The organism is Aeromonas sp. ASNIH7, assembly GCF_002903485.1.
In the GTDB taxonomy this organism is placed as follows: Bacteria; Pseudomonadota; Gammaproteobacteria; order Enterobacterales; family Aeromonadaceae; genus Aeromonas; species Aeromonas caviae.
In genome coordinates this window covers 1,147,372-1,157,439 of sequence record NZ_CP026226.1, presented here as the reverse complement: position 1 = coordinate 1,157,439, position 10,068 = coordinate 1,147,372, and the positions used below count along the sequence as shown (strand labels likewise).

The window sequence follows — 10,068 nt, the reverse complement described above, 5'->3', positions numbered from 1 at the left end:
GCCCGACGAATTCCAAGGATGGCCATGAAAATATCAAGCAAGTTGTTGTTGAGCTTCTGTTTTATCAACCTGCTCATCATTCTCTCCTCCGCCCTTGTCTATCATCAGCTCGGCCGGATCGAAGGCTCGCAAGATGCCTTGCTGGCCCAGGCCCTGCCCGCCCTGCAGCGGGACGAGGCGAGCCAGAAAGCCCTGATTGCCACCGTTTCATCCCTGCGGGCCTATCTCATCCTCGGCAAGGATCCGGCACAGGGTGATCGCATCAAACAGGAGTGGGAAGAAGCCTGGTACGCCATCGAGCGCCAGCGTTTCACCCCCGACCTGACCCGGGCACTCAAGGGTTTCAAGGGGGCACAGTCACAGGTGTGGGCCCTGGCTCACACCGAAGAGAACCTGCCCGCCCACACCCTGATGCTGCTCGAGGCCGGCCCCCTGGCGGAATCGGCCCTCGATCAGTTGCAGTCTTTTGCCAATGAAGAGGTGGCGACGCCCCAGGCGACGTTGCCCGGTGACAGGCGCCTGCTGCTCAAGCAGGTGGGGGATGCCTACAACAGCCTGGGCAATGCGCTCTCCGCCCTGCGGGATTTCCTCATCTCGGGGGAGAAGGAGTACCTGGACAAGTACCGGGACTACTACCAGTTTCACCAGCAGCGGGTGGCCGAGCTGAAACAGCAAGAGGCCAACTTCACCGAGGCACAAAAGGGGCTCTGGACGCTCTTTGAAGAGATGTCAGCCCCCTTTGCAGAGCTGGTCGGTCAGGTGATCGAGAAGCGCCAGGCCCCGGACTGGGACAGGGCCAACCACCTGATGGCCACCGAGATAGAGCCCGCCCTGACCCGGCTGGCGGATCAGCTGGCGACCCAGGTGACCCATACCCGTGCCGAGGTGGACAAGATGGCGGGGGAGATGGCGGCCGCCAGTCAGACCATTCATCGCACCCTGCTGCTGGCCACCACCAGCGTCATCCTGCTGGGTACCCTGGTGGCCCTGCTGTTCAGCCGGCGCCTGACCCGGGACATCGCCAGCCTGGTGAAACGGGCGGGCCTGGTGGCCGATGGCCGCCTCCCCGTCACCCCCTTGCCCGTGCTTCGTCAGGATGAGCTGGGAGGGCTCACGGGCTCCATCAACCGAATGTCGGCACAGCTGCGCGAGCTGGTGGGGGAGATCCAGGGGGCGGTCGGTCAGGTGGAAGGGGCTGGCCGCGAGGTGGGCCAGACCACCAATGCCATCGTGGATGATCTGGCGAGCCAGAACCAGCGGCTCGATGCGGTGGCAGCCGCCATCGAGCAGATGTCGGTCAGTACCCGGGATGTGGCGGGCAACATTGCGGACGCGGCGGGAGCGGCTCGCCAGACCGAGCAACAGGCAAGGGAGGGAGAGCAGGCCCTCGCCCGCATGGGGACCACCATGGCGCAGATTGGTGCCATGATTGCCCAGGCAAACCAGGCGATGACGCAGCTCAGCAGCCAGAGCGAGCAGGTGGGGAGGGTCACCGAAGTGATCGCCACTATCGCCGAGCAGACCAATCTGCTGGCACTCAATGCGGCCATCGAGGCGGCGCGGGCCGGTGAGCAGGGACGGGGATTTGCCGTGGTGGCCGATGAAGTGAGGCAGTTGGCCAGCCGCACCAGCGCATCGACCATGGAGATCAACCAGACCATTGCCAGCATCCAGCAGCAGACCCGGGAGACCGCGGATACCGTGGGCAGCGGCACCCTGCTGGTGGAGCAGGGGCGCGGCGCCGTGGCCTCGGTGACCGAGACTCTGGAGTCGATGGCGACGCTGGTGCAGGATCTCAGCGGCCAGCTTGCCGCCATCGCCACCGCCACCGAGCAGCAGTCAAGGGCGGCGCAGGAGGTGGCGGGCACGGTGGAGGAGATTGCCGGGCTCAGCCATCAGTCCAGCGAGCATGGCCAGCAGGGGGAGCAGATCGCCGCCCGCCTGACCCGGGAGACCGGGAGACTGACATCGGCCATCAGCCGCTTCGAACTGGATGCCTGACGCAAGTGAGAGAAAAACGGGGCAGACCTCTGGGTCTGCCCCGTTTTTTTCGGCCCGAAAACCTGGTGGTGGAAGGATGCACGCCGCAGGTGCGGTCCTGACCGTTCGGAAGCTGGGGGATGGTGTCTTGTGTACTGCCCTGTGGCTCTTTCTGCCGGCAGGACGGGTCACTCCAGGCGGCGGAAGGCCTGGTTTTCGAAGCTGCTGCAGGTCTCCTGGTTGAGCAGGTTGACCAGCAGGATGGCCCGCTTTTCGCCATCCGGTTCCAGATAGATGGCTTCAAACCCGGCGAGGGGGCCGGATTCGATAAGTACCTTGTCTCCCTGGGTCGGCAGGCGGGCATAGCTGGCGCGCGCCTCGTCGCTGTCGTCCCGGCTCATGAGCCGGTAGATCAGCTGGCTGCTGACTGGGGTCCACTCCTTGCCGAAGTGGATGATGCGACTGATGCCCCGGGTCGATTTCAGGGTGACCGGGGTGACCTCTTCCAGATCCACGTAGATGAAGAGGTAGTTGGGGAACATGGGCTCGCGCTGGGGCACGCGCTTGCCTCGCCGCAGTTTTTCAATCTCGACCATGGGGTAATAGGATTCAACGCCCTGGGCTGCCAGATGGGCGCGGGCGCGGGCCTCTTCCTTGGGTTTGCAGTAGGCCAGATACCATTTTTTCATTGTTGTTCTGTTTTTCGTGTTGCCGTGCTTGTGGCTATGATAACGGGGGTAAAAAAAAAGGCCACGCTTGACGTCAATGCTGTTCAGATAAGCACTTTTTTGACTGATTATTCATAAATTGGATTTGAGTTGAGGGGGCAAGGCTGTGTCCAGTCGATCTTCCTCCAGCCTTTATCCAGCGGGGCTTGCAATAGAAAGAGGGAGGCATCATGCCTCCCTCGATTTTTTGTCCTGATACTACGTGGACTGGAACTCAAATTCTCTTAAGTGAACAGCATTGCACGCTTGACGTGGCCTTTTTTCCAGAGTGAGTGATTACCAACCTTTCACCAGACCGCCCTTGAACAGCTCGGTCCCCTTCTTGAAGACCTCGTCGGTCTGGAAGGACTGGACGAACTCCTTGACCTTCTCGTCGTCCTTGTTGTTCTCGCGAGCAACGATCAGGTTGACGTAGGGGGACTCCTTGTCTTCGACAAACAGGCCGTTCTCGGTCGGGGTCAGACCAATCTGACCGGCGAAGGTGTTGTTGATGATGGCCAGATCCACGTCTTCCAGGGAGCGCGGCAGTTGTGCGGCTTCCAGCTCGACGATCTTGAAGTTGCGCGGGTTGCTGGCGATGTCCAGTACGGTCGCTTCCAGACCGGCACCCTCTTTAAGCGTCAGCAGGCCCTGCTTCTCCAGCAGGATCAGGGAACGACCCAGGTTGGTCGGATCGTTCGGCACCGCGATCTGGGCACCGTCTTTCAGCTCGGACAGGGCCTTGACCTTCTTGGAGTAACCGGCGATCGGGTAGACGAAGGTGTTGCCGACCGGCACCAGCTTGAAGCCGCGATCACGGATCTGGGCATCCAGGTAGGGCTTGTGCTGGAAGGCGTTGACGTCGACGCTGCCGTCGTTCAGGGCCACGTTCGGGGTGACGTAGTCGGAGAAGGTGACCACTTCGACGGTCAGGCCGTATTTTTCCTTGGCCACCTTGGCCGCGGTCTCAACCAGCTCGGTCTCGGGACCGGCGATGGCGCCCACCTTCAGGGTCTTGTTCTCTTCCTTCTGGCCGCAACCGACCAGTACCAGGGTTGCCAGCAGCGCAGCTGCTGCGGATTTGATGCCCAATTTCATAAAAAAACCTCCTGTCAGAAATCGACGATTAACGATGATCACATTGTTTGACCAGGCGCTCACCCGCGCTCTGGATGAGTTGAACCAGCACCACCAGAATGACCACGGTGACCAGCATGACGGTGGGATCGAAACGCTGGTAGCCGTAGCGAATACCCACATCACCGAGACCACCGCCTCCGATGGCACCTGCCATGGCGGAGTAGTTCACCAGGGTGACGAGGGTGATGATGACACTGTTGAGGATCCCCGGCAGGGCCTCGGGCAGCAGCACCTTGGCGATGATTTGCAGGGGTTTGGCCCCCATGGCCTTGGCCGCTTCCAGCAGGCCGTCAGGCACCTCCATCAGGGCCCCTTCCACCAGGCGGGCGATGAAGGGAATACAGCCCACGGTCAGCGGCACGATGGCGGCGATGGTGCCGATGCTGGTGCCGACGATGAAGCGGGTCAACGGAATGATGGCGACCAGCAGAATGATGAAGGGCACCGAGCGACCGACGTTGACGATGACGCCCAGGACCTTGTTGAGCAGCGGATTGGCCAGGATCTGGCCCGCCTTGGTCACGTGCAGCGCCACGCCGAGCGGCAGGCCGAGCAGGCAGCCGAACAGGGCGGAGGCAAACACCATGATGAGGGTGTCGCCCAGAGCCGAAATCAGCAGATTAATCATTGCTTCGGACATAACCCATTACCTCCAGCTGAATGTGGTTGTCGATGAGGAACTGCTGGGTGGCCTCGCACTGGGCCTCGTCCCCGAACAGTTCCGCCAGCAGGAAGCCGAACTTGACGCCACCGGCGTATTCGATGTCTGCGCTCAGGATGCTGATGTCGATGTTGAAACGGCGGCTCGCCTCGGAAATCAGCGGCGAATCCACCGTGGTCCCGGTAAAGCCGAGCTTCACCAGGGGATAGCTGCCGGGCACCCGCTCGGCACTCATCCGATCCTGATACTCCTGGGGCACTTCCAGGTGGATGGTGGAGTGGATGAAATCCCGGGCCAGCTGGGTCTTTGCATTGCTGAAGAACCAGGCCACTTCCCCCTGCTCGATGAGATGGCCGTCGCTGATGATGGCCACTTCGTCGCAGATCCCCTTCACCACGTCCATTTCGTGGGTGATGAGCAGTATGGTGAGCCCCAGCTTGACGTTGATCTCCTTGAGCAGGGTCAGGATCGAGCGGGTGGTCTGCGGGTCGAGGGCCGAGGTGGCCTCGTCACACAGCAGGACCTTGGGAGCCGGTGCCAGGGCACGGGCGATGGCGACGCGCTGCTTCTGCCCGCCGGAGAGCTCGGACGGATAGGCGTGGGCACGGGCTTCCAGCCCGACCAGGGCCAGCAGTTCGCTGACCCGGCTCTGGATCTTGTCCTTGCTCCAGCCCGCCAGCTCCAGCGGGAAGGCGATGTTGGCGGAGACGGTGCGAGAGGCCAGCAGGTTGAAGTGCTGGAAGATCATGCCGATCTGGCGGCGAGCCTGAGTCAGATCCCGCTCGCTGAGGGCGACCAGGTCCTGGCCATCGACGATGACCTGCCCCTCGGTGGGGCGCTCCAGCAGGTTGACGCAGCGGATGAGGGTACTCTTGCCGGCACCGGAGGCACCGATCACCCCGAAGATCTTGCCTTGGGGCACATGCAGGCTCACGTCACGCAGGGCGTGCACGGCATCACTGCCTTTACCGTAGACTTTGTTGAGACCGATCAACTTAATCATGGATTCTTCCGTGCTAACAGCCTTAAAGCACAGGGCGCTACAGGCGGGTAAATTGGGCAGAGGTTTCACTGGGTAGCTCTGTCATCATGGAGGATGATGCTAAGATGTCCGGATGGCTGTGTCAACGCATGTTTTTACGTCTAGACGTCTAAAAAATGGATAAGGATTCCCGCCATTTGACTATGGTGTGGAGGTATAACCACCAGTATCAATATAAGATTCCGATTTGATGACATTGGTCCGAATATAAGCTGGTAAATATCTTTTATGTCGTCGATTTGATGTCTCCCCTTCGGACAAGGTGCCCGGTCGTCCGGGCAGCATCGCTGCCGGCTTCCCCTTCCTCCTGCCGTCTCTTTTCCTGCTTTCTTTTCCATCTCCTTGATGCAGAACAATAAATGACCAGTTTGTGGCCGTGTCGACATGCCAGCTCCCTATACTGGCTGCAGGTGGATGCCAGGAGGGGGGCGAGATGCGATTCCAACAGATCAAGGACCTGATGCTCTATCTCGAGGAGCTTCATCATCGGCAAGGGCACATTTACGGGCGCCAGATCCCCCGGGTGGATGCTGAGCGCAGCAGAATGTTGCTGGCCTATCTGCAAGGGCGGGAGGATGCCGCGGCGGCTCATCTGCACGATTATCGCGAGCAGATGGGAAGCGCGGTGAAGGAGACCTGGCTGGATCAGGGGTTTGGCGAGGATCTGCTGGCCGAGGGGGATCGTCTGGCGCTGCCCGCCACAACCCAGCCCGCGGAGATAGTGGCCCTGGTGTCACGCCAGGAGGAGAGGCTCATCGGCGAGCTGGAACGTCTGGCCCGGGAGTGCCCCACGCCCGACACGGCGGCGCTGCTGAAAGCCCTGGCCTCCATGGCCCAATCCCGCCTGACCCGTCTGGTACACGGTGCTCATCGCCTCGACGATCTCTGAGCCCGGATGAGAGAGACCCGGCACGGGCCGGGTCTTCTGATGTTGCTGGCGGTCAGCCCCCTTGCCGGGCCGCGCCATAGAGGGCGGCGCCTATGATGCCGGCCTGGTTGAGGTTCGCGGCCGCCACCAGGGGAGCCCGGGTCTCAATCTTGTCGATGAACTTGTCGAGCTTGGCGGCGCTGCCGCCCCCCAGGATGAAGAGGTCGGGGGAGAACAGAAACTCCAGGCGAGCCAGGTATTTGTTGAAACGTTTGCCCCAGCGGCCCCAGGAAAGATCCTCGCGCTTGCGCACCGCATCGGAGCAATAGTGTTCGGCCACCATGCCTTCCAGCATCAGGTGACCCAGTTCGGTATTGGGCAGCAACTGGCCATTGACGAAGACGGCGGTACCGATGCCGGTGCCGACGGTGATGAGAATGATGACCCCCTGGCGATCCTGCCCGGTGCCAAAGCGCATCTCCGCCAGACCGGCCGCATCGGCGTCGTTCAGGACATGGCAGGGCAGGCCGGTCACATCGGCAAACAGGTGGGCGGCATCGGTCTCAATCCAGCTCTTGTCGATGTTGGAGGCATTCTTGGCGATGCCGTTGTGGATGGTGGCGGGAAAACCGCACCCCACGGGACCCTTCCATTGGAAGTGCTCGACCAGCGCCTTGAGGGTGTGTGCCACGGCGGCCGGGGTTGCCGGTTGCGGTGTGGCGATGCGGTGGCGTTCGCCAATCAGCTCCCCGGTTTCGGTGTCGACCAGGCAGCCCTTGATCCCGGACCCCCCAATATCTACTCCCAGCATCTGCATCAGAATCTTCCTTTTATTGTGCCGATGTTCAATGGTCGGCAGAGCATGAAAAAATGGCTGCGATCCGGCAAGTGCCAGATCACTTATGCGTGATCCGGCAGACCTTTTTCGATGCAGCGGATCAGCAATCGCGTCTTTTTATTCTCTTCCTGCTGACGCCTGGCCAGGGTCGCCAGCGCCCACTCGATATGCTCGGCCACCATGGGCGCCGCCTCAGGCAGCGCCTGTTGCAGGGCGGCCAGGACCTCGCTGCTGGCCGGTCCGTTGCCAAGGGCCACCGCCAGGTTGCGGCGCCAGCGCTGATAGCCGATGCGGCGGATGGGGCTGCCTTCCGTGTGTTTGAGAAATTCGGCCTCGCTCCAGCCCCACAAGGTCAAGAGGGGCGGGCGGTGCAGATTGGGGCGCGGGCTGAAGTCGGGCTCCGGGCTGGCATTGGCATAGCGGTTCCAGGGGCAGATGAGCTGGCAGTCGTCACAGCCATAGATGCGATTGCCCATGAGCGGCCTGAATTCCTCGGGAATGGGGCCGTCATTCTCGATGGTGAGATAAGAGATGCAGCGCCGTCCGTCTACCACATAGGGGGCGATGATGGCACCGGTGGGGCAGATATTGATGCAGGCCACGCACTTGCCACACAGCTCCTTCTCCACCGGGGCATCCACGGGCAGCGGCAGGGCGATGAGCAATTCTCCCAGAAAGAAGAAGGAGCCGGCGGACTCGTTGATCAGCAGCGAGTGCTTGCCCACCCAGCCAAGGCCCGCCTTGGCCGCCAGCGGCCTTTCCAGAATAGGGGCCGAGTCGACGAAGGGGCGCCACTCGCCCAGGGTTTGTCCCGCCGCCTGCAACAGGGTTTCGCACCGCAGCTCGATGCGCTCCCCCAACTGTTTGAGCCGGTTGCGCAGCACCTTGTGGTAGTCGCGGCCGAGGGCATAGCGGCTGATGTAGCCGAGGGTGGGATCGCGCAGGGTGGCGGCAAAGCCCGCCTCGAACGGCAGATAGTTCATCCGCACCGAGATGACCCGCAAGGTGCCCGGCAACAGCTCGTGGGGGCGGGCCCTCATCATGCCGTGGCGCGCCATGTAGTCCATGGTGCCGTGATAACCGGCATCCAGCCAGGCCTGCAACCTTGGCTCTTCCAGGGTGAGGTCGGTGTCGGCGATGCCGACCTGGTCAAATCCTAGCTCCCTTGCCCAGAGCTTGATATCGTGGGCCAGTTGCGCAAGTTCGGCAGCCGTCATGCAGCATCCCCCCTCTGCCTGCAGGAGTGTGGCAGGCGCAGGGCGGCAATATGGCGTGCCAGTTGCCGGGTCATGGGATGATGAAACGTGGGGGCCGTCATGGTAGAGGTGTTCGGGGACGCTATCCGCAAAAATGAGTGGGAGAGTCTAGCACAACCCCTGTGGCGGGCCGAGCAGATCCGCAGCATGGAACGGCGCTGGGCCGAGCAGGAGGGGTTGCCCCTCTATGTGCTGATGGAGCGGGCCGGGAGTGCGCTGTGCAACTATGCCTGTCACCACTGGCCCGACAGCCGTCAGTGGTGGATCTTCGTCGGCCCTGGCAACAACGGTGGGGATGGCTACGTGCTGGCCCGCCTTGCCCGGCGCATCGGCCTCGAGCCTCTGGTGATTGCTGCCCGGGCTCCCGGCCTGCTGAGGGGAGATGCCAGGCGGGCTGCCGAAGAGTGGCTCGCATCGGGGGGGAGCGTGACCATGGCCGAGGATCTGCTGCCCGCCACGCTGCCGCCGCCGGATCTGGTCATAGACGCACTGCTCGGTACCGGTGTCCAGCTTCCCCTCTCCTCGTCAATGACAAAGATCGTCGCAACAATCAATGGCTTGAACGCGCCCGTGCTGGCGGTGGATCTCCCCTCCGGTCTCAATGCCGACACCGGCCGCGCCATGGGCGCACTGGTGCGCGCCACCCGCACCCTCACTTTCATCGGCATCAAGCAGGGCATGCACACCGCCGACGGGGTAGACGGAGTCGGCCACCTCGACCGGGATCCCCTGGGAGTGACGCCGGGGGAGGAACGGGTTCCCGCTGCCGAGCGGATCGATTATCCCAGCCTCAAGGGGTTGCTGACCCCGCGCAGGCGCTCGGCTCACAAGGGACACAGCGGCAAGGTACTGCTGACGGGGGGGAACCTCGGGATGCAGGGGGCCATCCTGCTGGCGGGTCAGGCCTGTCTGCGGGCGGGGGCGGGATTGGTACGCCTGCGCCAGCACCCGGATTGCCCTGCGGCCAGCCTGGTTCAACCCGAGCTGATGGGATGCCCGGCGGACATGGATGAAGGGTGGGCATCGGTGCAGGTACTGGGCCCCGGGCTCGGTCAGGATGAGTGGGGCCGGGACCGGTTCGAACAGGGCATCGGAGCCGCCGTGCCACTGGTATTGGACGCCGATGGATTGAATTGGCTGGCGCAGGCCCCCCGTCATCAGGATAATTGGGTGCTCACACCCCACCCCGGGGAGGCGGCTCGCCTGCTGGGCTGCACCATCGCCGAGGTCGAGGGGGACAGGTTTGCGGCCGTCTCGCGGCTGCAACAGCGCTACGGTGGCGTGGTGCTGCTCAAGGGGGCGGGGTCGCTCATCTGCGACGGCAGGCGTATTTCCCTGTGCGACGAGGGCAACCCCGGCATGGCCAGTGGCGGCATGGGTGACCTCTTGTCTGGTATAATCGCCGCCCTCCTGGCTCAGGGCTGGTCCGCGGGCATGGCCACCCGACTCGGGGCCGTGATCCACGCAGAGGCCGCCGATCTGGCCGCCGCCGAGGGTGAGAGGGGCATGCTGGCATCGGATCTGCTGCCCTGGATCCGTCGTCTGGTCAATCCGACACAGTAACAAGTAACAAGAA

Annotated in this window: 9 protein-coding genes; 3 read left to right on the top strand and 6 right to left on the bottom strand. The window is 62.7% G+C overall.

What is annotated here, in order from left to right; genetic code table 11:
- Nucleotides 1–24 precede the first annotated feature (24 nt).
- Nucleotides 25–2,001 (top strand): methyl-accepting chemotaxis protein, encoded by a 1,977-nt coding sequence (locus C2U47_RS05250; protein ID WP_103261497.1) that lies wholly within the window; start codon nucleotides 25–27, stop codon nucleotides 1,999–2,001.
- A 167-nt stretch (nucleotides 2,002–2,168) separates the two neighbouring features.
- Here C2U47_RS05250 and rfaH read toward each other — a convergent pair whose 3' ends face one another.
- From rfaH to metN, 4 genes are all read right to left on the bottom strand, one after another.
- Complete coding sequence (gene rfaH / locus C2U47_RS05245) at nucleotides 2,169–2,669, bottom strand: transcription/translation regulatory transformer protein RfaH (protein ID WP_010673182.1); 501 nt, start codon at nucleotides 2,667–2,669, stop codon at nucleotides 2,169–2,171.
- Nucleotides 2,670–2,984: 315 nt separating this feature from the next.
- Nucleotides 2,985–3,785 carry a methionine ABC transporter substrate-binding lipoprotein MetQ gene (gene metQ, locus C2U47_RS05240; RefSeq protein ID WP_041211129.1) on the bottom strand — a complete coding sequence of 267 codons (801 nt, stop codon included), beginning with the start codon at nucleotides 3,783–3,785 and terminating at the stop codon, nucleotides 2,985–2,987.
- Between the two features lie 28 nt (nucleotides 3,786–3,813).
- Entirely contained in the window at nucleotides 3,814–4,467 is a 654-nt protein-coding gene (locus tag C2U47_RS05235) for a methionine ABC transporter permease (RefSeq protein ID WP_029313844.1), read from the bottom strand.
- Nucleotides 4,448–5,491 carry a methionine ABC transporter ATP-binding protein MetN gene (gene metN, locus C2U47_RS05230; RefSeq protein ID WP_103261496.1) on the bottom strand — a complete coding sequence of 348 codons (1,044 nt, stop codon included), beginning with the start codon at nucleotides 5,489–5,491 and terminating at the stop codon, nucleotides 4,448–4,450. The genes C2U47_RS05235 and metN overlap by 20 nt, the downstream gene beginning before the upstream one ends.
- 472 nt (nucleotides 5,492–5,963) lie before the next feature.
- Between metN and C2U47_RS05225 the strand changes: the two genes are divergently transcribed.
- A complete protein-coding gene (locus tag C2U47_RS05225) occupies nucleotides 5,964–6,419 on the top strand; it encodes a hypothetical protein (RefSeq protein WP_010673186.1) in 456 nt (151 codons plus the stop codon).
- Nucleotides 6,420–6,471: 52 nt separating this feature from the next.
- On the opposite strand, the gene ppgK is transcribed toward C2U47_RS05225, so the two are convergent.
- A complete protein-coding gene (ppgK, locus tag C2U47_RS05220) occupies nucleotides 6,472–7,215 on the bottom strand; it encodes a polyphosphate--glucose phosphotransferase (RefSeq protein WP_010673187.1) in 744 nt (247 codons plus the stop codon).
- Nucleotides 7,216–7,298: 83 nt separating this feature from the next.
- On the bottom strand, nucleotides 7,299–8,453 hold the full coding sequence (gene queG, locus C2U47_RS05215; protein WP_103261495.1) for a tRNA epoxyqueuosine(34) reductase QueG: 1,155 nt from the start codon (nucleotides 8,451–8,453) through the stop codon (nucleotides 7,299–7,301).
- Nucleotides 8,454–8,552: 99 nt separating this feature from the next.
- Between queG and C2U47_RS05210 the strand changes: the two genes are divergently transcribed.
- Nucleotides 8,553–10,055: an NAD(P)H-hydrate dehydratase gene (locus C2U47_RS05210; protein WP_103261942.1), complete on the top strand. Its 1,503-nt coding sequence runs from the start codon at nucleotides 8,553–8,555 to the stop codon at nucleotides 10,053–10,055.
- The last annotated feature ends 13 nt before the right edge of the window (nucleotides 10,056–10,068 follow it).